Genomic DNA, 20,053 nt, shown 5'->3' with positions numbered 1-20,053 from the left:
ATGAAATTTAAATTCATTTCTAATCAATGCATGGAACAAATATTGCTAGATGCCACAGACCTGCAGCTGCTCAACCTTCTGCAAACCGACGCCGCGCAGAGCAACCAGTCGCTCGCGCAGCAGGTGCATGTGTCGCCGCCCACCTGCCTGCGGCGGGTCAAGCGCCTGCACGATGCCGGGCTGATCGAGCGCCAGGTTGCCCTGCTGCAACCCGACCGGCTGGCGGCGCTGCAGGGCCACGGGCTGTCGGCCATGGTGGAGGTGACGCTGGACCGCCAGGGCGGCGAATGGCTGGATGCGTTCGAAGCCCGCGCCGTGGCCGACGACTGCGTGCAACAGTGCTGGCGCGTGTCGCCGGGGCCGGATTTCATGCTGGTGGTGCACACGCGCGACATGCCGGGCTACCTGGCGCTGTCGCAGCGCCTGTTCACGGGCGATGCCAATGTGCGCAATGTCAAAGCCTTTTTTGCCACCCGCCGTGCAAAATTTGAAACAAAAATACCGCTAGCGCTTACCTGACAAGCACTTTCAGCTATCATTTTTGAAGTAATCCGAACGCATGCCACCTGCGGCAAGCGCCCCGGATTGCCACGGCGCCAGCCCGGGGCATACAGTAGCCATAGGAGGCTGTCGGACTTGGAAATCGTCGGCTGCAAATCGACGCTCCAAGTCCGACAGCCTCCCAGCAACTGCCCCGCGCAGCCCCACCGCGAAGGAAACGCCGCATGGAATTCAAGGACTACTACCAGGTGCTGGGTGTCAGCAAAACGGCCACCGCCGATGACATCAAGAAGGCCTACCGCAAGCTGGCGCGCAAATACCACCCCGACGTGAGCAAGGAAGCCGACGCCGCAGCCCGCATGGCCGAGGTGAACGAGGCCAACGCCGTGCTCTCCGATCCCGAAAAGCGCGAAGCCTACGACGCGCTGGGCCGCCAGGCGCCACACCGCCCGGGGCAGGATTTCCGACCGCCACCCAACTGGGACGCCGGCTTCGAGTTCTCCGACGGGGCCGGCACCGCCGGTGGGCCCGACGGCGAATTCAGTGACTTCTTCGAGCAGCTTTTTGGCCGCCATGCGCGCGCCCAGCGTGCCCAAAGCCAATACCGTGAAGCGCCACGGGATGCCGAATGGGGTGGGACACCGCAGCCATCGCGCGGCAACGACCACCACGCCAGGATCGAGCTCGATCTGCTGGACGCCTACCAGGGCGCCGAGCGCAGCCTGACGCTGCGTGGTGCCCGGCTCGACGACGCGGGCCGCATGGTGCACGAACAACGCAACCTGCAGGTCAAGATACCGAAGGGTGTGCGCGAAGGGCAGCTCATCCGCCTGACGGGCCAGGGCAGCCCCGGCACGGGCGGCGCCCCTGCGGGCGACCTGTTCCTGGAGGTGCAATTCAAACCCGACCCCCGCTGGCGCGCCATCGACCGCGATGTCTACCAACCCGTGGCCGTGGCCCCCTGGGAGGCCGAACTGGGCGCCGTCATCGAGGTGCACACCCCCGCCGGCGCCCTGGAGGTGACCGTGCCAGCACACTGGAAATCCGCGCGCAAGCTGCGCCTGAAGGGCCGGGGCATTCCCGCCGCCACGCCAGGAGACCTGTACTTGGAACTGAGCGTCGCCCTGCCGCCGGCCCACAGCGACGCCGAGCGCGCCGCCTACACCGCGATAGCCAAGGCCTTTCCCCGCTTCGACCCGCGCGCCACCCAGGGAGCCTGACCATGACAACTGCCCACAACACCCCCAACGTGCAGCCGGGCGAACTGCTGGACGACACCGCCCTGTTTTCCCTGGAGGACCTGGCACGCATCTGCCACGTGGCGCCGGGCTGGGTCAGCGAACGGCTGGAGGCCGGTCTGCTGCAGGCCGACAGCCTGGGCGGCCACTGGCGCTTTGCCAGCGCCACCGTGGTGCGCGCGCGCCGGCTGGCCCAGCTGGAAACCACCTTCGACGCCGACCCCGAGCTCGCCGCCCTCACGGCTGACCTGATCGAAGAAGTGGCACAACTGCGCCAGCGCCTGCAACACCTGGAAGCCGCAACGGGCCACGGCCCCATGCCGGGATGACATGCCATGGACATTGATGGCTGGCGCTGGCGGTGCCGTTCATGTAGGCTTTCGTAACGAATTCCCGCCCCTGTTGCGCCCAGCACGCCGCGCCAAAGTGGCGGCAACCCCTGACCGCTCCACCATGTCCGATGCCAAACGCCAACTCCATCGCCGGGTCTACCCCCTGCGCGTGCTGGGCATGGGGCTCGGCAGCGTGGTGGTGGGCGTGGTACTGTGGGAACGCCAGGCCAGCCTGCCGGGCTGGCTTTACCTGGCGCTGATCGCCTTGGTCTGGCCCCATGTGGCCTACCAGTTGAGCCGCCGCAGCGCCGATCCCTACCGCGCAGAAATTCGCAACCTGCTGGCCGATTCAGCGCTGGTGGCGTCTCTGGTGCCGCTGATGCACTTCAATTTGCTGCCCAGCGTGTTGCTGCTCACCCTGACCATGGTGGACAAGATCACCACCGGCATCCGCGGCCTGTGGGCGCGCTCGCCGCCCGGTATGGCGGGCGCGGCGGCGGCCAGTGCGGCCTTGACCGGCTTGCACTGGGCGCCAGAGACATCCATGCCGGTGATCATTGCGTGCCTGCCCGTGATGGCGCTGCACACGCTGTCGGTCAGCGTGGTGAGCTACCGCCTGATCCGCAAGGTGTCGCAGCAAAACCAGCAGCTCGACGCGCTAGGGCGCATCGACGCCCTCACCGGCCTGTGTGGCCGCGGTCACTGGCAGGAGCAGGCCGAAGCCACGCTGCGCCGCCACCACGCCACCGGCGAGCCCGCCTGCCTGGTGATGCTGGACATTGACCATTTCAAGCAGATCAACGACCAGCATGGCCACACCGTGGGCGACGAAGTGCTGCGCGCGCTGGCGCGCATCGTGCTGAGCAACGTGCGCGCCACCGACTGCGCAGGCCGCTACGGCGGCGACGAATTTGCCATCGTGCTGCGCGGCATGCGCCTGGACGATGCCATGGTGGTGGCCCAGCGCATCCGCGAACAGGTGCAGGCCCTGCAGCTGCACGACCTGCCCACCCTGCGCTTCAGCAGCAGCCTGGGCGTGGCAGCGGCCGACCACCGCCACGACGGCCTGCGCGCCTGGACCAATGCCGCCGACGCCGCGCTTTACCAGGCCAAGGCAGCGGGGCGCAACCGGGTGTCGGCCGGTGCCATGCCGACACTGGTGCCTGGGGTGCAGGCGCCGCTGATGTAGGCACCTGCGGTTCAGCCGCCGGTCAACCCCGCGAATCCGGCGCCGGCACTCCGCCCAGGAATTCGGCAAACACTCCCGGCGGCTACCGGTGCACGCACCAGCGGCTGGAGAAATCAGGCAGCCGGCACCTGCGGCCACTCCACCCGCACCGTGCAGCCGCCGCCCGGCACCGCCGTGGCGCTGATCTGCGCTTCGTGGCGTTGCGCAATGGCGCGGCACAGCGCCAGCCCGGTGCCCACGCCGTCAAATTCGGTTTCCCGGTGCAGGCGCTGGAACACGCCGAAGAGTGAGCCCGCACGCGCGGGGTCAAACCCCACGCCGTTGTCCTGCACCGTGAAGGCCACCTGGCCTGCGGGCGCGGCATCGGCCTGCACGCAGATGCAGGGCTGAGACACAGGGCGCGTGAACTTGAGGGCATTGCCCAGCAGCTGCACCAGCAGCACCTGCAGCAGCGCCGGGTCGGCCTGCAGCGTGGGCAACTCGGCCACGCGCCACGCCACGGCACGGCCCGCGCCATCGGGGGGCAGCGCCGCGCGCGCACGGGCGATGGCATCTGCCAGCGGCACGGGTTGCGGGTGCAGCGGCGCACGGCTGGCGCGCACCAGGGCCAGCAGGCCGTCGATCATGAGCCCCATGCGCCGGGCGGACTGGTCCATGGTGGCCAGAAAACCCAGCGCCTCCTGCACCTCGGCGCCCTGCGCCACCTCGGGCGGCAGGTCGGCCAGCACCTCGCGCACCAGCGTGCCGTACGAGGTGACATGCCGCAGCGGCGCGCGCAGGTCGTGCGAGACGGCGCGCAAGAACTCGTCCTGCGCGGCGGCCATGTCGGCCACCTGCTGCTGGCTGCGGGCCAGCTCGGCGCGCAGTTGCGCGACCTCGGCGGGGCTGGCGGGCTGCGTCATGCCTGCTTCATGCCTTGGGCAACTTGGCGGGGCGCTGCCAGCATTCCTTGGTGATCTGCTTGCCCCGCGCCACGCCCAGCGCCCCCGCAGGCACGTCCTTGGTGATGGTGCTGCCACCGCCCACCGTGGCGCCCGCGCCAATGGTCACAGGCGCCACCAGCACGCAGTTGCTGCCGATGTGCACGTCGGCCTCGATCACGGTGCGGTGCTTGTTGGCGCCGTCGTAGTTGGCGGTGATGCTGCCGGCGCCGTAGTTCACGCGCTCGCCCACGGTGGCGTCGCCCAGGTAGGCCAGATGGTTGGCTTTGGCGCCATCGGCCAGCGTGGAGTTCTTCACTTCCACGAAGTTGCCGATGTGCACCTCGCGGCCCAGTTGCGCGCCCGGGCGCAGGCGGGCAAAGGGGCCGACCAGCGCGCCCTCGCCCACGGTGGCGCCCAGCTTTTCGCCGTCGATGTGGGTGAAGGGGTGGATCACGGCGCCTGCCGCGATGCGCGCATTGGCAATGCAGCAGTTCGCGCCGATGGCCACGCCCTCGCCCAGCTCCACACGGCCGGTGAAGACACAGTTCACGTCAATCTCCACGTCCTGCCCGCAGACCAGCTCGCCGCGCACGCCGGTGCGGGCATCGTCGCGCAGATCGAAGCGCGCCGGGTCGGCCAGGCGCACGCCCTGCTCCATCAGGCTGCGCGCGGTGCGCAGTTGGTGGGCACGCTCCAGCTCGGCCAGTTGCAGCGGGCTGTTCACGCCCGCCACCTGCAGCGCATCGGTGATGCGGTGGGCCGCCACGGGCACGCCGTCGGCCACGGCCATGGCGACGATGTCGGTGAGGTAATACTCACCCTGGGCATTGTGGTTGGTCAGCCGTGCCAACCAGCCACGCAACAGGCGCGCGGGCACGGCCATGATGCCGCTGTAAACCTCGGTGATGGCACGCTGGGCGTCCGTCGCATCTTTGTGCTCCACAATGCCTTGCACCGCGCCTTCGGCATTGCGCACGATGCGGCCGTAGCCCGTGGGGTCGGGCAGGGTCACGGTCAGTAGCGCCATCTGCCCGCCGGCGCTGGCAGCCACCAGCGCGCGCAGCGTGTCGGCCTGGGTCAGGGGCACATCGCCCGACAGCACCACCACCGTGCCGTCGTCACGCAGGTGCGGCACGGCCTGCTGCACGGCGTGGCCCGTGCCCAGCTGCGGTTCCTGGCGCACAAATTTGAGGTCAAAATCGCCTCCAGCGCTTGCTGCACCTGCGGTAGCAGCTTCCACTTCTGTAGCGCCATGGCCCGTGATGACGATGGCACTGCGCGCCTGCAGGTGTGCCGCCTGATCGAGCACATGGTGCAGCAGCGGGCGCCCGGCCAGGCGCTGCAGCACTTTGGGGATACGGCTTTTCATGCGCGTGCCCTTGCCGGCCGCCATGATGAGGATGTCAAGTGAGGTCATGGAAAAGAAATGTTGGTGTGCGCAACGCAAGCCCGGTGCGCGGGCATGGCGTGGATTATCGGTTGCGGCATACCGGGCATCAAACGCTACTTAAACAATAGCTGCCAGCGCTTATCTGGCAAGCGCTAGAGGCGATTTTGATCACATTTTGCCGCAACAGGCAACCCCTACAGCAGCGGCATCAGCCGCGGCGGCGTGTCGTAATACTCGGCAATGCGCGCCAGCGCGCGGGTGTTGAGCAGGCGCAGCCGCCCGTTCTTCAGCTCGTGCAGGCCCAGCAGCGACAGGCGCCGCAGCGTCTTGTTGGTGTGCACCAGCGACAGCCCCAGCGCGTCGGCAATGTGCTGCTGGTTGAGCGGAAACGCCACCGAGCCATCTTCCACCAGCCCGATGCGGTCGAGCCGCCGGTACAGGTGCATGAGCAGCATGGCCACGCGCTCGGTGGCGTTGCGGCGCCCAGCGGTCAGCAGGTTGTCGTCCACATGGCCTTCTTCATGGGCCGACAGCCAAGTGATGTCGTAACCCAGGCGCGGGTGCTCACGAAACAGCGCCCACAGGCTGTCGTTCTGGAACACGCACAGCGAGCAGTCGGTCAGCGCCTCGATGCCATGGGCGGACACATCGCCAAACTCCTGCTGCAGCCCCACCAGGTCACCGGGCAGCAAGAAATTGAGAATCTGGCGGCGCCCGTCGCTCAGCGTCTTGTAGCGAAACGCCCAGCCCGAATACAGCGTGAACAGCTTGGCATTGGTCTGGTTCTCGCGCACCAGTGCACCGCCGGCAGCCACCGCCACACTATCGGTGCGAAACCCCTCAATGAAATCCAGCACCTCGGGCTTGACCGCCGTGAACGCGCCCGTTTTGCGCAAGCGGCATTGCTGGCACGAGGGAGGGCATGCGTGGGACGGCAGAGATGCATTCATGGTGTGCCGATTCTAGGGATGAGCAGCCCCCACGCTGATCGTGCAACAGCGCCCACCCGCAGGCGCGGCACCGAGGTGCGATCGGTCGATCAATCGATGGTTACATCTATGTCTTTTGACATTGCGCGGTGGGTCGGCCCCCCCTACATTGGGCCGCACTTATGAAACCCTGCTCCGCCCTCTACGAGGTTCTCTATGTGAGCACCCTCGCCCCCACGCTACCGCTGAGCGTGGTGGCACAGATCGCCGGGCGCGCGCGCCTGGCCAATGCACAACACAACATCACCGGGCTGCTGATCTTTGACGGCCAGCGCTTTTGCCAGCAGCTGGAAGGCCCGCAAAAGGCCGTGCTCAAACTCATTGAACGCATTCGCAACGACCCGCGCCACATCAACGTCGAGGTGCTGCACCACGGCCCGCTGGCGGGGCGGCGCTTTCAGCATTTCAGCCTGGCCTTCAGCACGGTGGAAGACGTGGACGCCTTGGCCCGCATGGAGACCCTGGACGGAGACGCAGCGCTGGCCGCGTTTGATGCCGTGCGCGGCGAGCTGGTGCGCTAAGTTCAAAGGATGGCTCACGGCAGCACAGAGCAGGTTGTCCGCTGGCGCTGGTGGGTGATCCAACGCCCCACAAACCGCGCCAGGCCAGCGGCACACCGCCCGCCCGCGCCCGCCACATTCACCACGCCATTTTCCCAGTCGCGGGCGACCGCGCTGGCAGCCGGTGCCTTGGCCGGTGCCGTCCCGGCCTCCCAGCGAAATGCCACAGCATCGCCGCCGCCGGATGGGTTCCACGCCTCCATCACCACCTGCTGGCCCGGCGCGATGGCGAGGCGCTCGCCCGCGTGCAGCACATGATCGACCGCGGCACCAGGCAGATGGTTGAACGACCCGCCCAGGGTGAGCCACACGCGGCCCCGGGCAATCTCCAGCACGCCGGGTGTGTTTGTGCGCAGCGAAACGGCCTGGCCAGCGGCCAGTTTCCAGCCACCGGCCGCCGCGCAGCCCGCCAGGCTGGCCTGAACGGATTGTTGCAATTTCAGAACATGATGGGATGACATGGCAGCCTCCTTGGCACGAGCAATGTGTATTGAAGAGACCGAATGGTGCGCCGCCCCATGCACACAGTCCAATGAAAACGCGCTACGCTATTCATTCCATCCACGCATTAATAACCCACCCCATGCCTGCTGCCGAATACGCCCCCGCCGTGCTGCGCACCCGCCCCGTGGCCACCGGCCACTGGCGCGCCTTTCTGGCCGTGGCGCGGCACCTGAACTTTCGCGCGGCAGCCGATGAGCTGGCGCTGACGCAATCCGCTGTCAGCCGCCAGATCCAGGCGCTGGAAGACGAAGTGGGCGTGGCGCTGTTCCTGCGCCACACGCGGGCGGTGGAACTGACCGGCGCGGGCGCGCAGCTGCAGCGCGCCGTGGGCCCGGCGCTCGAACGCATGGACGCCGCCGTGCGCCTGGTGCGCCAGACGGCCGGACGCCGCAGCGTGGCCGTCACCACCTGGGCCAGCTTTGCGTCGATGTGGCTGATTCCGCGCATGGAAGAGTTTCAGCGCGACAACCCGGGCATCGACATCCGCATCGATGCGAGCGACGTGCAGGTCGATCTGGAAACCTCAGACGTGGACCTGGCCCTGCGCTACAGCCTGCCCGGCCCCGGAACGCAGGGCGGGCAGCGCCTGTTTGGCGAGCAGCTGGCGGTGGTGGCCAGCCCCTGGCTGCTCAAAAGCGGCAAACCCCTGCGCACGCCCGCCGACGTGGCCCAGTTCACCCTGATCGAGGCGGGCGACGCGCACCGCAGCCAGCACCTGGAATGGCTCAGCTGGCGCCGCTGGCTGGAGGGGCGCGACCTGGCCAAGCTGCAGCCCGAGCGCTGGCTTTACTTCAACTATGCGCAGCAGATCGTGCAGGCCGCGCTGGCAGGCCAGGGCCTGGCGCTGGCGCGCATGCCGCTGATTGCCGATGCGCTGGCCTCTGGCGACCTGGTGGAGGTGCTGCCCGGCCACCGCATCGATTCGCCGCTGGCCTACTGGCTCATGGTCGGGCCACGCAGCAGCCAGCGGCCCGAGATCAAGGCGTTCTGCGCCTGGCTGGAGCTCCAGGCGCAGGCCACGCGCGAGGCGATTGGCGATGTGCCGGACCCGGACTTGAACGACAACCTGGACTGAGAGGCTGAGAGTCTTTTATCCATGCCCGCCTTGCACGCCAAAACACACCGGTTCGTCGTTGCAAATACTCGCCATAGCCCGAGCTATGGCTGTGTTTTGCGCCTAGACCCGGCGCGTTTTGACGCGCCTTTCGGGCACGGCCGAAAAACTCTCAGCCTCTGACAACAAAAAAGCGCTGATCCAGCGGGGTTCAGCGCTTTTATTTTGATAGCTGCCAGCGCTTATTTATCAAGCACTAGCGGCCATTTTGATCAAAAAATCAGGCCAAAGTCACACGGGCAAACTTGCGCTTGCCCACCTGCACCACGTAGGTGCCGACATCAAGCTTGAGACCACGATCGCTGACCACGCCGCCATCCACCCGCACGCCGCCGCCGTCGATCAGGCGATGGGCCTCGCTGGTCGAAGGCGCCAGGTTGGCCTGCTTCAGAACAGCGCCAATGCCCAGCGGCGCGCCCGACAAGGCCACCTCGGGAATCTCGTCGGGCACGCCACCCTTGCTGCGGTTAATGAAATCCTGCTCGGCCGCGTCGGCCGCCGCCGCGCTGTGAAAGCGCGCGGTGATTTCCTTGGCCAGCGCCACCTTGGCGTCCTTGGGGTTGCGCCCGCCCGCCACCTCGGCCTTCAGGGCCTCGATCTGCGCGAGCGACTGGAACGACAGCAGCGTGTACCAGCGCCACATCAGCGTGTCGGAAATGCTCAGCACCTTGGCGAACATGGTGTTGGCGTCTTCGCTGATGCCGATGTAGTTGTTCTTGGACTTGGACATCTTCTCGACGCCGTCCAGGCCTTCGAGCAGCGGCATGGTCAAAATGCACTGCGGCTCCTGACCGTATTCCTGCTGCAGGTGGCGGCCCATGAGCAGGTTGAACTTCTGGTCGGTGCCGCCGAGCTCCAGATCGCTCTTGAGCGCCACCGAGTCGTAGCCCTGCATCAGCGGGTAGAGAAACTCGTGCACCGCAATGGGGTTGCCCGCCTTGAAACGGTCGTGAAAATCGTTGCGCTCCATCATGCGCGCCACAGTGAACTTTGCGGCCAGCTGGATCATGCCGGTGGCGCCCAGCGGCTCGCACCACTCGCTGTTGTAGCGAATCTCGGTGCGCGCCGGGTCCAGCACCAGGCTGGCCTGGCGGTAGTAGGTTTCGGCGTTCAGCTTGATCTGCTCGGGCGTGAGCGGCGGTCGCGTGCTGTTGCGGCCCGAAGGGTCGCCGATCAGGCTGGTGAAGTCGCCGATCAAAAAGATGACCTGGTGGCCCAGATCTTGCAACTGGCGCATCTTGTTGAGCACCACCGTGTGGCCGATGTGAATGTCTGGCGCCGTGGGATCCAGCCCCAGCTTGATGCGCAGGGGTTGGCCTGTGGCTTCGGATCGGGCCAGTTTCTTGATCCACTCATCCTGCGGCAGCAGTTCTTCCACGCCGCGCAACGAGGTTTCGAGGGCCTGCCTTACACCATCGGATACCGGGTTTTTTGTAACAAGAGATTGATTCATAAGGGTTTTCTGGGATGTCCGAACAGCATGCGCCGCTATACTTCAGCCCACATTGCAGTGGGCGGATTCTAGTGGTCTCGCCGTTTCGACACCCTGGTAGCCCTGTCGAAAGCCTGCAAACTGACAGCTTGTGCCCCCGGCCCCCCTCGCTTTGCCATGGGAAGAACTGCCGGTCGCACCATCAACCATGGGGACAGACCTTTGATTAACGGCTTCACCACCGCCAGCATGGCATTGATTGCCCGGCTGACTCACAGTGTCCAGACACACCCGAAACGTATCACCGCCGCCGTGGCGGCCCTGCTGCTGACCGGCGGCGGTGGCGCTTTTGCCGTGGCCTCGCTGGCCCCCGATCCATCGGATCTTCCGGTCAGCGAGATCACTTACGCCGTCGAGTCGCTGGCGGCCAACCCGGTGCTGGAGGCTCTGGAATCGCCCGGCTTCTCGCTGTACCGCTCGGAGCAGACCCGTAGCAGCGACACTGCCGAATCCTTGCTGCAGCGCATGGGCGTGGCCGATCCGGCAGCCGCCGCCTTCCTGCGCCAAGACGCACAGATTCGCCAAAACCTGCTGGGCCGCGCCGGACGCTCGGTCTCAGCCGAGACCACCGACGACCACCGCCTGCTGCGCTTGACGGCCCGCTGGGCCCAGGACGACAGCAGCAATTTCAGCCGCCTTGTGGTGGAACGCACGGGCGAAATGTTCACCTCGCGCATCGAGTCCGCCCCCCTCACCACCGGCAGCCGCCTGGCGGGCGGTGTGATCCGCAGCTCGCTCTTTGACGCCGCCGATGCTGCCAACATCCCCGACTCTGTGGCCGTGCAGCTGGCCGAGGTGTTCTCGGGCAACATCGACTTTCACCGGTCCCTGCGCAAGGGCGACCGCTTTTCGGTGGTCTATGAAACCCTGGAAGCCGACGGCGAGCCCCTGCGCAGCGGCCGCGTGCTGAGCGCCGAGTTCAACAACAACGGCAAGACCCATCAGGCGATGTGGTTCCAGGACCCCGGCGCCGCCAAGGGGGCCTATTACACCCTCGACGGCGAAAGCCTGCGCCGCGCCTACCTGACCTCGCCGGTGGAGTTCTCGCGCGTTTCCAGCGGCTTCAAGATGCGTTTTCACCCCATTTTGCAAAAGTGGCGCGCCCATCTGGGCACCGACTATGCCGCCCCCACGGGTACGACCGTGCGCGCAGTGGGCGACGGAGTGGTCGAGTTTGCCGGTGTGCAGAACGGCTTTGGCAACGTGGTCTTCGTGAGGCACCGCAACCAGCATGAAACCGTGTACGCACACCTGAGCCGCATGGATGTGGAAAAGGGCCAGACCGTCGAGCAGGGCCAGACCATCGGCGCCGTGGGCGCCACGGGCTGGGCCACAGGGCCACACCTGCATTTCGAATTCCGCGTGAACGGACAGCAGCAAGACCCCCAGACCATCGCCCAGCAAAGCGAATCCGCCGCCCCGGTGTCCAAGGCAGCGCGGCCCGCCTTCGACCGACTGGCCGGCCTCATGCGCGTGCAATTGTCTGCCGCCGCCCTGGTGCAGCAGGCCAGCGCGGAATAAGCCGCAGCCGGCACGCCGTTCTGGTGCAGTTGCAGGAGATACCCGGCTTGTACATCGGCCTCATGTCGGGCACCTCGCTCGACGGCATCGATGGCGTTCTGGCCGATTTTTCGCAAGAAAAAATGGCCGTTGTGGGCCATGTGTCAGCGCCGCTAGCTCCTGATTTAAGAGCAGAACTGCTCGCCCTCAACACCCCTGGCCCCAACGAACTGCACCGCGCGGCCCTTGCGGGCAATGCGCTGGCGCGGGCCTATGCCGACGTTGTGCACCGCCTGCTGGAGCGCACGGGCACCTGCGCCAGCGCCGTGCGCGCCATTGGCGCCCATGGGCAAACCGTGCGCCACCGCCCCCAGGAGTTCGACGGCACGGGCTACACCCTGCAGCTGAACAACCCCTCCCTGCTGGCCGAGCGCACAGGCATCGCCGTGGTGGCCGATTTCCGCAGCCGCGATGTGGCTGCGGGCGGCCAGGGCGCCCCGCTGGTGCCAGCCTTCCACCAAGGGGTGTTTGGCCGTACGGACGAGACGGTGCTGGTGCTCAATATCGGCGGCATCTCCAACCTCAGCGTGCTGGGCGCCGATGGCAACGTGCAGGGGTTTGATTGCGGCCCAGGCAATGCACTCATGGATTACTGGTGCCAGTTGCACACCGGCCAGGCGTTTGACAACCATGGTGCCTGGGCCACCCAGGGCCGGGTGCTGCCCGACCTGCTGGCCACACTGCTGCAAGAACCCTTTCTGCGCCAGCCACCACCCAAAAGCACCGGGCGCGATCTGTTCAACCCGGCCTGGCTGGCGGGCGCGCTCGCGGCACACGCCGGAGCCCGGCCCGTGGATGTGCAAGCCACATTGACCGAATTGACCGCCAGCGCTTGTGCAACAAGCGCATCAAGCTATGGAAAAAATAGCAAGTTACTCGCCGTGTGCGGTGGCGGCGCCTTGAATACGCACCTGATGCAGCGCCTGCAGGCCTTGCTCCCGGGCGCATCGGTGCTGCCGACCGATGCCCTGGGCCTGCCCGCGCTGCAAGTGGAGGCCGCCGCCTTTGCCTGGCTGGCTCGCCAGACGGTACGGGGGCAAACTGGCAGCCGCCAAAGCGTCACGGGCGCCCAAGGCGCCCGTGTTCTGGGGGCCGTCTACCCGGCCTGAGAAAGAAGAGAAGAAGAGAGGAAACCGACTGGCAGATCAGGCCGAGAAGCTGGAACCGCAGCCGCAGGTGCTGGTGGCGTTCGGGTTCTTGATCACGAACTGGGCGCCTTGCAGGTCTTCCTTGTAGTCGATCTCGGCGCCCAGCAGGTACTGGTAGCTCATGGCGTCAATCAGCAGCGAAACACCATTCTTGGTCATGGTGGTGTCGTCTTCGTTGGTGATTTCGTCAAAGGTGAAGCCGTACTGGAAGCCCGAGCAACCGCCACCCTGCACGAAAACGCGCAGCTTCAAGTCGGGATTGCCCTCTTCAGCGATCAGATCCGCCACCTTGGCCGCCGCGCTGTCGGTGAACACGATGGGGGTGGGCATTTCGGTCTGGATGTTTTCGGCAACTGCGCTCATGGGGAGACTCCGAGGTTCAATATTTGGATGCAATAGTAAGGTAAAACGCTCGGCCATTGCGCCACCCGGCGCATTGGACGCAAGGGCGATAGGGGCATTGCCCACTTCACACAGCATGACGCACGGCATCACCAAGGGCCGTCTCCGCCCGCCCAAAACAACAAAGCCGCTCCAGGCGAACCCAGTGCGGCTTTGCTGGCAGCAGGAAAAGCGGATTAACGCTTCGAGAACTGCTTGGCGCGGCGTGCAGAGTGCAGACCGACCTTCTTACGCTCCACTTCGCGGGCGTCACGCGTCACGAAGCCGGCCTGGCTCAGGACGGGCTTGAGCGTCGCGTCGTAGTCGATCAGGGCGCGGGTGATGCCGTGGCGGGCGGCGCCGGCCTGGCCGGATTCACCACCACCGTGCACGTTGATCATCACGTCGAAGGTTTCGGCGTGGTTGGTCAACATGAGGGGTTGCTTGGCAATCATGATCGAGGTTTCGCGGCCGAAATAGGACTGGATGTCCTTGCCGTTCACCGTGATCTTGCCGGAGCCTTTTTTCAGAAACACGCGGGCGACGCTGGACTTGCGACGGCCGGTGCCATTGTTCCATTCACCAATCATCTCAAGGCTCCTTAGATTTCCAGCGCTTTGGGCTGCTGGGCGGTGTGGGGATGCTCAGCACCACCGTACACCTTGAGTTTCTTGATCATCGCGTAGCCAAGGGGGCCCTTGGGCAGCATGCCCTTGACAGCCTTTTCCAGCGCGCGGCCGGGGTGCTTGGCTTGCATGTCGCGGAAGTTCGTGGCCGTGATACCGCCGGGATAACCCGAGTGGCGGTAGTACACCTTGTCCAGGGACTTGGTGCCGGTGACCTTGAGCTGGGCGGCGTTGATGATGACGATGAAGTCACCGGTGTCGACGTGAGGCGTGTAAATGGCCTTGTGTTTGCCGCGCAAACGGAGAGCAACTTCGCTGGCTACTCGTCCGAGGACCTTGTCGGTCGCGTCAATCACAAACCACTCGTGCACGACCTCAGCGGGCTTTGCGCTGAAAGTAGTAGTCATGAGTTTTCTCTTATGAAGAGGGTTTGGCGGGTCCTTTTCCACGGTCGGTGCTTCTCTTTCGGAAGCCTCTTAGGTGGGGTTGAATCTTCGCCGCGGGACCACTAAATCGCTGCGAAGCCTGCCATTATACGAAGCTGCGCGCTTTTTAGGCAAGCAACCCGCCTGAAACAGGCTTCTGCGTCCGCTTCGCCTCCGTCGGCGCTGCCTGGGCCTGGTGCCGCCGCTGGGCCGCTGGGTCCTGCGGACGCCCGGCCAATCCCGGCTTTCGTCCTCAGCGAAGATGCACAATGGGCGAGCCCTCAGCAAGGTTTTCCACCGCAACCCTGCGTTGCATGCAAGGCGCCCCCCCTAACGGCCTGGGGCCCAGTCGTTACCCAAGTCGTTACCATTGCGCCATGTTCAGTTATCGCCACGCCTTTCATGCGGGCAACCACGCCGATGTGCTCAAGCACACCGTGCTGATTGCCACCTTGCAACACCTCACCGAAAAAGACGCGGCCCTCACCGTGCTCGACACCCATGCGGGCGCGGGCCTGTACCGGCTCGATGGCGACTACGCCAGCACCAGCGGCGAGGCGGGGGACGGCATCTTGCGCCTCACGGCACCCGGCATTGCCGCCCTCACGCCCGCGCTGCAGGCCTATGTGGACATGGTGAAGGCCTTCAACCAGGGCGCCACCACCAAGGTGTACCCCGGCTCGCCCTTCATCATCCAGCGGCTACTGCGCGACCACGACAAGCTCAAGCTGTTTGAACTGCACCCGACCGACCTGCGCGCGCTGGCCGGCAACGTGGCGCAGCTGGAAGCCGGCCGGCAAGTGGCCGTGCTGCACGAAGACGGGTTTGAAGGCATCCGCAAATTTTTGCCCCCACCAGCCCGCCGCGCTTTGGTGCTGTGCGATCCCAGCTATGAAATGAAGAGCGACTATGCCAAGGTGCTGGACATGGCGGCCGATTCGCTCAAGCGCTTTGCCACCGGCACCTATGCCGTCTGGTACCCCATCATTCCGCGCCCCGAAGCGCATGATCTGCCGCGCCGCCTCAAAACCCTGGCCACCAAGGCGGGCAAGAGCTGGCTGCACGCCACGCTGACCGTGAAGTCCAGCAAGCTCACCGAGACTGCGGAGGGCGAAGTCAAGCGCCCCGGCCTGCCCGCCAGCGGCATGTTTTTAATCAACCCGCCCTTCACCCTCAAGGCCGCCTTGAAGACGGCACTGCCCCAGATGGTGGAACTGCTGGCGCAAGACAAGCACGCCACCCACACGCTCGAATCGGGCGGCTGAAAACCGCGCCCCCGCCTGACCGGGGCAGAGGGCGGGTTGGCAGCGGTTCTTGTACGGTCAAGGCGCTACGGCGCTACGGCGCCGACACCGACTGGGGACAGTCGCCCTCGCCTTCCTCCAGCAGCCACAGTTCCACGGGCTTGATGCCCAGGCCCTGCATGCCCAGTTCCTGGGCGGCGGCCTGGCTCACATCAATCACGCGGTTCATGGCAAACGGGCCGCGGTCGTTGATGCGCACCACCACGGCGCGGCCGGTGAGCTGGCTGCGCACGCACACCCGGGTGCCAAAAGGCAGGGTGCGGTGCGCGGCGGTGAAATCGCGGCGGTTGAAGATCTCGCCACTGGCCGTGCGCCGGCCATGAAAGCGCGGGCCGTACCACGAGGCCAGGCCCTGCTGGTCGCTCTCGCGCACGGATTCCACCGGGGATTCTGGAGGCACCGCGCCGGCGGCACCGCGCCGGGCGGCATCGCTGCGAACCGGCTCGGGCAACGCGGCCTTGGGGAGCCGCTCGCCCGGCTTATCCGCCAAGGGCGCACAAAACCGCGAGCGGGGCGCGCCACGCTGCTGGGCCAGCTCGCAAGCATTGCGAGGCTCGGCCGACGCCTCGGGGGGGGCCTCAGTGGCCACCAAGGGGGCCGCTTCGCGAGCCACCTTCTCTGGCACCGGCATCGGTGCACAGGCCGCCAGAACACATGCAACAACCCCCGGGCCCAACAGGTCGCGCCAGCGCCGTATCCGGTCAGACAGTTGCATCCATCACCTCTTCCAGAAAAAAAACAAACACACCCACCGCGAGGTAACAATTGCATCCACCTTCTCCAGCGACAACGCAACCCGCCCCCCGACGCCCAAGCCACCAGGCGCCCCATTACAAACCGAGGCGCCGGCACAACTCCAGCGTGGTTGCACTCTGATTCATGGTGTAGAAGTGCAGGCCCGGCACGCCGCGCTGGCGCAGTTGCTCGCACAGCGAAGTCACCACATCCAGGCCAAAGGCCCGGATCGACGCCGTATCGTCGCCAAAGCCCTGCAGGCGCAGCCGGATCCAGCGCGGAATCTCGGCGCCGCAGGCGTCGGAAAACCGCATCAGTTGCGATGAGCCCATGATGGGCATGATGCCGGGCACCACGGGCACATCCAGCCCCAGGCGGCGCACATCGTCCACAAAGCGCTCATACGCATCGGCATTGAAGAAATACTGCGTGATGGCCGAATCGGCCCCGGCCCGCACCTTGGCGGCAAAGGCCTGCAGGTCGGCATCGGCCGACTTGGCCTGGGGATGCACCTCGGGATAGGCGGCCACCTCGATGTGGAAATCGCGCCCCGTCTCGGCCCGGATGAAGGCCACCAGGTCACTGGCGTAGTGGAACTCGCCCCCCATGCCATAGCCGCTGGGCAAATCGCCGCGCAGGGCCACCAGGCGCTTGACGCCCATGGCCTTGAGCGTGGCCAGCTGCTCACGCACCGACTCGCGCGTGGCGCCCACGCACGAGAAGTGCGAGGCCGCGCTCACGCCCTCGGCCAGGATCTCCTGCACGGTGCCGAAGGTGCCCTCTTGCGTGGAACCGCCCGCACCGTAGGTGACCGAGCAGAACTCGGGCCGCTGCGCATACAGCTGCTGGCGCACGGCGCGCAGCTTGCCCGCGCCCTCGGGCGTCTTGGGCGGAAAGAATTCAAAACTCACCGGCAAACCGGTGGCTGGTGCGTTGGCCGCGGTCATGCGCCCCTCCTCGCAAAAACAAAAAACTCGTGGTTGCCGTCGCCGCCGCTGATGGGGCTGTCCAGCCAGGCTTGCACCTGCAGGCCCAGCTCGGCGCAGCAGTCGCGGATGCGCTGCTCGACCACTGCATAAAGCGCCGCATCGCGCACGATGCCGCCCTTGCCCACCTGGCCGGGCTGCAACTCGAACTGCGGCTTGACCAGCATGAGCAGGCTGCCGCCCGGCGCCAGCAACGGCACCAGCGCGGGCAGCACCAGCGTGAGCGAGATGAACGACAGGTCGCCCGTCACCACGTCAAAAACCGGCGTGATATCGACATCAGCACATTCGGCGCGGCGGCGGCGCTCCACCGGCAGCGTGCCCTGTTCGCGCGCCTTGGCACGGGCGGCGCGCTCAGACTTGAAGGTCTCGATGTCCTGGTCCTTGGCGTCGTTGCTGTCGTCGTATGCCTCGTCCACCTGCCCGCCATTGCGCATCCAGCTGTAGGGCGCCTCGGGCTGGGTCTCGTTGTCCTCTTCCACCTCGATGACTTCGGACAGGGCCAGTTCACACGCTTGCTGCAAGGCCTGCGCCGTCAGCGACCGTGCATTCACGCCCTCCACGCAGACCACGCGCACGTCGCTGCGCAGCCGTTCGTGCAACTGGCCGTGGCCCACGTCCACGCCGATCACCTGCACGGCGCCGTGCTGCAGCAGGCAATCGGTGAACCCGCCCGTGCTCTGCCCCACATCCAGGCAGCGCAGCCCCGCCACCGACAGGCCGGTGGCCCGCAGCGCCCCTTCGAGCTTGAGCCCACCGCGCGAGATGTACTTGGCCTCGGCATCGTCGAGCAGCCGCACCTCTGCCACGGACGGAATCTCATCACCGTTCTTGACGACCTTCTGCCACGGCGCCAGCGGCGACAGACGCCACTCCACGCCCGAGGCAATCAGCCGCTGCGCCTGCGAGCGCGTGGCCGCATGGCCTCCATCCACCAAAAAAACATCTGCGCGCATGCGTCACTCTCTCGTCAGCAGACGATTCATTTCAATAAAAACAAGCTCTAGCCCTTGTACCGCTTGCGCTACCAGCTCCAAAAACAGGAGCATGGCAGCAGCAAGCACGGTTCAATACCGGTAGGTGTCAGGCTTGTAAGGGCCTTGCTTTGGCACGCCGATGTAGGCGGCCTGCTCGTCGCTCAGCTCGGTCAGCATGGCGCCCACCTTCTTGAGGTGCAGGCGCGCCACCTTTTCGTCAAGGTGCTTGGGCAGCACATAGACCTTGCCGTTTTCGTAGAAATCGCTGTGCGTGAACAGCTCGATCTGGGCGATGGTCTGGTTGGCAAAGCTCGACGACATCACGAAGCTGGGGTGGCCCGTGCCGCAACCCAGGTTCACCAGGCGGCCCTTGGCCAGCAGGATGATGCGCTTGCCGTCGGCAAAAATCACATGGTCCACCTGGGGCTTGATCTCTTCCCACTGGCAGTGCGCTTCGAGCTTGGCCACCTGGATTTCGTTGTCGAAGTGGCCAATGTTGCAGACGATGGCCTGGTCCTTCATGGCCTGCATGTGCTCGAAGGTGATCACGTCACGGTTACCCGTGGTGGTCACAAAAATATCGGCCTTGTCAGCGGCATATTCCATGGTCACGACCTTGTAGCCTTCCATCGCGGCCTGCAGGGCGTTGATCGGGTCGATCTCGGTCACCCACACCTGGGCGCTCAGGGCGCGCAGGGCCTGGGCGCTGCCCTTGCCCACGTCGCCGTAGCCCGCCACCACGGCCACCTTGCCGGCGATCATCACATCGGTGGCGCGCTTGATGCCATCCACCAGCGACTCGCGGCAGCCGTACAGGTTGTCAAACTTGCTCTTGGTTACCGAGTCGTTCACGTTGATGGCGCGGAACATCAGGCTGCCCTTGGCCGACATTTCCTTCAAGCGGTGCACGCCGGTGGTCGTTTCTTCGGTCACGCCGATGATCTGTGCGCTCTTGCGGCTGTACCAGGTCGGGTCCACGGCCAACTTGGCTTTGATGGAGGCGAACAGGCAGGTTTCTTCTTCGCTGGTGGGGTTGGCGATCAGCGAGGCGTCCTTTTCGGCGCGCTTGCCCAAGTGCATCAGCAGCGTGGCGTCGCCGCCGTCGTCCAGAATCAGGTTGGGGCCTTCGCCTTCGCTGCCGGCGGGGCCAAAGTCAAAGATGCGGTGGGTGTAGTCCCAGTACTCGGCCAGGGTTTCGCCCTTGATCGCGAACACGGGCGTGCCGGCTGCGGCAATGGCGGCGGCAGCGTGGTCTTGTGTGGAGAAGATGTTGCACGATGCCCAGCGCACTTGGGCGCCCAGGGCCTGCAGCGTCTCGATCAGCACGGCGGTCTGGATCGTCATGTGCAGCGAGCCCGTGATGCGCGCACCCTTGAGGGCCTGCTTGGCGGCGAATTCCTCGCGGATGGCCATCAGGCCGGGCATTTCGGTCTCGGCGATGCGGATCTCTTTGCGGCCCCATTCGGCCAGGCCGATGTCGGCAATGATGCAGTCGGTGTTTACGGGGGCGTTGACGCGTGCGTTCATGGTGTGCTCCAAAGCATGTTTGAAAAGCCACTTGACGCGGGGAGAATCGAAAGGCTCACCGCACGATAAGTGGATGAGCGTCGTTGCTGGATGACTCCGAGCCTCACGCCCCGCCAGTAGCTGGGGGCGCTGCAACGCTCCTCGGATGCCGG

At 65.8% G+C, this 20,053-nt stretch carries 21 protein-coding genes and 1 riboswitch; of the genes, 9 read left to right on the top strand and 12 right to left on the bottom strand.

From position 1 onward, the window contains the following. Nucleotides 1–30 precede the first annotated feature (30 nt). From CCX87_RS03540 to CCX87_RS03525, 4 genes are all read left to right on the top strand, one after another. Nucleotides 31–519, top strand: coding sequence for an Lrp/AsnC family transcriptional regulator (locus CCX87_RS03540; RefSeq protein WP_087743783.1), 489 nt, complete (start codon nt 31–33; stop codon nt 517–519). A 206-nt stretch (nt 520–725) separates the two neighbouring features. After that, complete coding sequence (locus CCX87_RS03535; protein ID WP_087743781.1) at nt 726–1,721, top strand: DnaJ C-terminal domain-containing protein; 996 nt, start codon at nt 726–728, stop codon at nt 1,719–1,721. A gap of 2 nt (nt 1,722–1,723) precedes the next feature. After that, nucleotides 1,724–2,068, top strand: a complete 345-nt coding sequence (locus CCX87_RS03530; RefSeq protein WP_087743779.1) for a chaperone modulator CbpM — start codon at nt 1,724–1,726, stop codon at nt 2,066–2,068. Between the two features lie 124 nt (nt 2,069–2,192). After that, a complete protein-coding gene (locus CCX87_RS03525; protein WP_087748155.1) occupies nt 2,193–3,260 on the top strand; it encodes a GGDEF domain-containing protein in 1,068 nt (355 codons plus the stop codon). A gap of 113 nt (nt 3,261–3,373) precedes the next feature. Here CCX87_RS03525 and CCX87_RS03520 read toward each other — a convergent pair whose 3' ends face one another. The 3 genes from CCX87_RS03520 to CCX87_RS03510 form a co-directional block, all read right to left on the bottom strand. Further along, nucleotides 3,374–4,162 (bottom strand): sensor histidine kinase, encoded by a 789-nt coding sequence (locus tag CCX87_RS03520; RefSeq protein ID WP_087743776.1) that lies wholly within the window; start codon nt 4,160–4,162, stop codon nt 3,374–3,376. A gap of 7 nt (nt 4,163–4,169) precedes the next feature. Further along, nucleotides 4,170–5,600, bottom strand: a complete 1,431-nt coding sequence (gene glmU / locus CCX87_RS03515; RefSeq protein WP_087743774.1) for a bifunctional UDP-N-acetylglucosamine diphosphorylase/glucosamine-1-phosphate N-acetyltransferase GlmU — start codon at nt 5,598–5,600, stop codon at nt 4,170–4,172. A 167-nt stretch (nt 5,601–5,767) separates the two neighbouring features. After that, a complete protein-coding gene (locus CCX87_RS03510) occupies nt 5,768–6,523 on the bottom strand; it encodes a Crp/Fnr family transcriptional regulator (protein ID WP_087743772.1) in 756 nt (251 codons plus the stop codon). 161 nt (nt 6,524–6,684) lie between these two features. Between CCX87_RS03510 and CCX87_RS03505 the strand changes: the two genes are divergently transcribed. After that, nucleotides 6,685–7,083 (top strand): BLUF domain-containing protein, encoded by a 399-nt coding sequence (locus tag CCX87_RS03505; protein ID WP_087743770.1) that lies wholly within the window; start codon nt 6,685–6,687, stop codon nt 7,081–7,083. 14 nt (nt 7,084–7,097) lie between these two features. Here the strand turns inward: CCX87_RS03505 and CCX87_RS03500 are convergent, their stop codons facing one another. Next, nucleotides 7,098–7,583, bottom strand: a complete 486-nt coding sequence (locus CCX87_RS03500) for a DUF2917 domain-containing protein (protein ID WP_087743769.1) — start codon at nt 7,581–7,583, stop codon at nt 7,098–7,100. 122 nt (nt 7,584–7,705) lie between these two features. Between CCX87_RS03500 and CCX87_RS03495 the strand changes: the two genes are divergently transcribed. Further along, nucleotides 7,706–8,701, top strand: a complete 996-nt coding sequence (locus CCX87_RS03495) for a LysR substrate-binding domain-containing protein (RefSeq protein WP_087743767.1) — start codon at nt 7,706–7,708, stop codon at nt 8,699–8,701. 259 nt (nt 8,702–8,960) lie between these two features. Here the strand turns inward: CCX87_RS03495 and tyrS are convergent, their stop codons facing one another. Beyond that, the gene (gene tyrS / locus CCX87_RS03490; RefSeq protein WP_087743765.1) at nt 8,961–10,193 is read right to left on the bottom strand and encodes a tyrosine--tRNA ligase; all 1,233 of its coding nucleotides are present in this window, start codon (nt 10,191–10,193) and stop codon (nt 8,961–8,963) included. Between the two features lie 228 nt (nt 10,194–10,421). On the opposite strand from tyrS, the gene CCX87_RS03485 reads away from it, so the two are divergent. Beyond that, a complete protein-coding gene (locus CCX87_RS03485; RefSeq protein ID WP_369825283.1) occupies nt 10,422–11,753 on the top strand; it encodes a M23 family metallopeptidase in 1,332 nt (443 codons plus the stop codon). A gap of 38 nt (nt 11,754–11,791) precedes the next feature. Beyond that, nucleotides 11,792–12,901 (top strand): anhydro-N-acetylmuramic acid kinase, encoded by a 1,110-nt coding sequence (locus CCX87_RS03480; protein WP_198314786.1) that lies wholly within the window; start codon nt 11,792–11,794, stop codon nt 12,899–12,901. Nucleotides 12,902–12,937: 36 nt separating this feature from the next. Here CCX87_RS03480 and erpA read toward each other — a convergent pair whose 3' ends face one another. From erpA to rplM, 3 genes are all read right to left on the bottom strand, one after another. Beyond that, the gene (erpA, locus tag CCX87_RS03475) at nt 12,938–13,303 is read right to left on the bottom strand and encodes an iron-sulfur cluster insertion protein ErpA (RefSeq protein WP_087743762.1); all 366 of its coding nucleotides are present in this window, start codon (nt 13,301–13,303) and stop codon (nt 12,938–12,940) included. Nucleotides 13,304–13,518: 215 nt separating this feature from the next. Next, the gene (gene rpsI, locus CCX87_RS03470; protein WP_024814064.1) at nt 13,519–13,911 is read right to left on the bottom strand and encodes a 30S ribosomal protein S9; all 393 of its coding nucleotides are present in this window, start codon (nt 13,909–13,911) and stop codon (nt 13,519–13,521) included. 11 nt (nt 13,912–13,922) lie between these two features. Beyond that, nucleotides 13,923–14,354, bottom strand: coding sequence for a 50S ribosomal protein L13 (gene rplM / locus CCX87_RS03465; protein ID WP_056414298.1), 432 nt, complete (start codon nt 14,352–14,354; stop codon nt 13,923–13,925). Nucleotides 14,355–14,749: 395 nt separating this feature from the next. On the opposite strand from rplM, the gene CCX87_RS03460 reads away from it, so the two are divergent. Then, complete coding sequence (locus CCX87_RS03460) at nt 14,750–15,637, top strand: 23S rRNA (adenine(2030)-N(6))-methyltransferase RlmJ (RefSeq protein ID WP_087743760.1); 888 nt, start codon at nt 14,750–14,752, stop codon at nt 15,635–15,637. Between the two features lie 73 nt (nt 15,638–15,710). Here CCX87_RS03460 and CCX87_RS03455 read toward each other — a convergent pair whose 3' ends face one another. The 4 genes from CCX87_RS03455 to ahcY form a co-directional block, all read right to left on the bottom strand. Further along, the gene (locus CCX87_RS03455; RefSeq protein WP_232476473.1) at nt 15,711–16,391 is read right to left on the bottom strand and encodes a septal ring lytic transglycosylase RlpA family protein; all 681 of its coding nucleotides are present in this window, start codon (nt 16,389–16,391) and stop codon (nt 15,711–15,713) included. Nucleotides 16,392–16,506: 115 nt separating this feature from the next. Next, the gene (gene metF / locus CCX87_RS03450) at nt 16,507–17,358 is read right to left on the bottom strand and encodes a methylenetetrahydrofolate reductase [NAD(P)H] (protein ID WP_087743757.1); all 852 of its coding nucleotides are present in this window, start codon (nt 17,356–17,358) and stop codon (nt 16,507–16,509) included. Continuing rightward, nucleotides 17,355–18,353 carry a TlyA family RNA methyltransferase gene (locus CCX87_RS03445; RefSeq protein ID WP_087743754.1) on the bottom strand — a complete coding sequence of 333 codons (999 nt, stop codon included), beginning with the start codon at nt 18,351–18,353 and terminating at the stop codon, nt 17,355–17,357. Before CCX87_RS03445 ends, metF begins: the two co-directional genes overlap by 4 nt. Nucleotides 18,354–18,464: 111 nt before the next feature. Continuing rightward, nucleotides 18,465–19,901: an adenosylhomocysteinase gene (ahcY, locus tag CCX87_RS03440; RefSeq protein WP_087743752.1), complete on the bottom strand. Its 1,437-nt coding sequence runs from the start codon at nt 19,899–19,901 to the stop codon at nt 18,465–18,467. Between the two features lie 68 nt (nt 19,902–19,969). After that, nucleotides 19,970–20,048: riboswitch (S-adenosyl-L-homocysteine riboswitch) on the bottom strand. Between the last annotated feature and the right edge of the window lie 5 nt (nt 20,049–20,053).

The organism is Acidovorax sp. T1 (assembly GCF_002176815.1).
Lineage (GTDB): Bacteria > Pseudomonadota > Gammaproteobacteria > Burkholderiales > Burkholderiaceae_C > Acidovorax.
Note: the sequence above shows the minus strand (reverse complement) of the source record. Positions and strands in the feature narration are given on the sequence as shown.

Excerpts from the sequence above, each read along its gene's own strand:
- rplM (WP_056414298.1), bottom strand. The coding sequence starts at position 14,354 with ATGACTACTACTTTCAGCGCAAAGCCCGCTGAGGTCGTGCACGAGTGG.
- CCX87_RS03455 (WP_232476473.1), bottom strand. The coding sequence starts at position 16,391 with ATGCAACTGTCTGACCGGATACGGCGCTGGCGCGACCTGTTGGGCCCG.
- CCX87_RS03520 (WP_087743776.1), bottom strand. The coding sequence starts at position 4,162 with ATGACGCAGCCCGCCAGCCCCGCCGAGGTCGCGCAACTGCGCGCCGAG.
- erpA (WP_087743762.1), bottom strand. The coding sequence starts at position 13,303 with ATGAGCGCAGTTGCCGAAAACATCCAGACCGAAATGCCCACCCCCATC.
- CCX87_RS03485 (WP_369825283.1), top strand. The coding sequence starts at position 10,422 with ATGGCATTGATTGCCCGGCTGACTCACAGTGTCCAGACACACCCGAAA.
- CCX87_RS03445 (WP_087743754.1), bottom strand. The coding sequence starts at position 18,353 with ATGCGCGCAGATGTTTTTTTGGTGGATGGAGGCCATGCGGCCACGCGC.
- CCX87_RS03540 (WP_087743783.1), top strand. The coding sequence starts at position 31 with ATGGAACAAATATTGCTAGATGCCACAGACCTGCAGCTGCTCAACCTT.
- metF (WP_087743757.1), bottom strand. The coding sequence starts at position 17,358 with ATGACCGCGGCCAACGCACCAGCCACCGGTTTGCCGGTGAGTTTTGAA.
- CCX87_RS03495 (WP_087743767.1), top strand. The coding sequence starts at position 7,706 with ATGCCTGCTGCCGAATACGCCCCCGCCGTGCTGCGCACCCGCCCCGTG.
- CCX87_RS03530 (WP_087743779.1), top strand. The coding sequence starts at position 1,724 with ATGACAACTGCCCACAACACCCCCAACGTGCAGCCGGGCGAACTGCTG.
- ahcY (WP_087743752.1), bottom strand. The coding sequence starts at position 19,901 with ATGAACGCACGCGTCAACGCCCCCGTAAACACCGACTGCATCATTGCC.
- CCX87_RS03510 (WP_087743772.1), bottom strand. The coding sequence starts at position 6,523 with ATGAATGCATCTCTGCCGTCCCACGCATGCCCTCCCTCGTGCCAGCAA.
- CCX87_RS03535 (WP_087743781.1), top strand. The coding sequence starts at position 726 with ATGGAATTCAAGGACTACTACCAGGTGCTGGGTGTCAGCAAAACGGCC.
- CCX87_RS03525 (WP_087748155.1), top strand. The coding sequence starts at position 2,193 with ATGTCCGATGCCAAACGCCAACTCCATCGCCGGGTCTACCCCCTGCGC.
- rpsI (WP_024814064.1), bottom strand. The coding sequence starts at position 13,911 with ATGATTGGTGAATGGAACAATGGCACCGGCCGTCGCAAGTCCAGCGTC.
- CCX87_RS03500 (WP_087743769.1), bottom strand. The coding sequence starts at position 7,583 with ATGTCATCCCATCATGTTCTGAAATTGCAACAATCCGTTCAGGCCAGC.
- glmU (WP_087743774.1), bottom strand. The coding sequence starts at position 5,600 with ATGACCTCACTTGACATCCTCATCATGGCGGCCGGCAAGGGCACGCGC.
- CCX87_RS03460 (WP_087743760.1), top strand. The coding sequence starts at position 14,750 with ATGTTCAGTTATCGCCACGCCTTTCATGCGGGCAACCACGCCGATGTG.
- tyrS (WP_087743765.1), bottom strand. The coding sequence starts at position 10,193 with ATGAATCAATCTCTTGTTACAAAAAACCCGGTATCCGATGGTGTAAGG.
- CCX87_RS03505 (WP_087743770.1), top strand. The coding sequence starts at position 6,685 with ATGAAACCCTGCTCCGCCCTCTACGAGGTTCTCTATGTGAGCACCCTC.